The sequence below is a fragment of the Nocardia sp. NPDC058497 genome (genome assembly GCF_042720195.1).
Taxonomy (GTDB): Bacteria; Actinomycetota; Actinomycetes; order Mycobacteriales; family Mycobacteriaceae; genus Nocardia.
Map to the genome: position 1 here is coordinate 1 of NZ_JBHXMY010000512.1, position 777 is coordinate 777.

Genomic DNA, 777 nt, shown 5'->3' on the forward strand with positions numbered 1-777 from the left:
CACCTAGGGGGGCATGGGGGTCGTCAACCGGAGGGGCGGCCTGATCTCCAAGGGGCATCCGCTCGGGGCGACCGGCCTGGCCCAGTGCTCCGAGCTCACCTGGCAGCTGCGCGGCACCGCGGGCAAACGCCAGGTCGGCGACGTCACCGCTGCCCTGCAGCACAATATCGGCCTTGGCGGCGCCGCCGTGGTCACCGCTTACCAGCGCGCGGTGCGCTGACCCGCACGAGGAGTACCGCAATGGGACATATCGAAGCCACCAAGACCGTCACCGCGACTCCCGAAGCCCTGTGGGCCGTCGTCTCGGACCCGCAGACCTGGGACAAGTGGTTCACCATCCACGAGAAGTTCATGGAGGAACCGCCCGCCGTACTGGTCGAGGGCGCCGGGCTGGTCGCCAAGATCGTCATGCTCGGCATGGCGAACAAGATGGAATGGACGGTCAAGGCCGTCGAGGTGCCGAACCGGCTGACCCTCACCGGTGCCGGAATGGCCGGTGTGCGTACCGAATTCACCTTCGACATCAAGCCGGAAGGTTCCGGCAGCGTCATCCTGGTGTCCGGCGACTTCGAGGGTGCGCTGATCAAGGGCGCGCTGGGCAAGGCGGTGGAGAAGGACGGCCGCACCCAGCTGGACAAATCCCTCGACCAGCTCGACGCGCTGGCCTCGGCGTAGGGCGCCGGAATGACAGAGCATGAATCGTGCCGAGTGGTGGGTATATTAGAAACGGGGCAGGGAAAAATGATAGTAGAGAAAGAAAAAAAAGTAAAACCCAAC

At 64.6% G+C, this 777-nt stretch carries 1 protein-coding gene and 1 pseudogene; both read left to right on the forward strand.

Going from position 1 to position 777, the window contains the following annotated elements:
- Positions 1–7: 7 nt before the first annotated feature.
- Positions 8–220, forward strand: a pseudogene (locus tag ACFWPJ_RS26085) (lipid-transfer protein); the annotation flags it as partial.
- 20 nt (positions 221–240) lie between these two features.
- Positions 241–675, forward strand: coding sequence for an SRPBCC family protein (locus ACFWPJ_RS26090; RefSeq protein ID WP_378855100.1), 435 nt, complete (start codon positions 241–243; stop codon positions 673–675).
- Positions 676–777 lie beyond the last annotated feature (102 nt).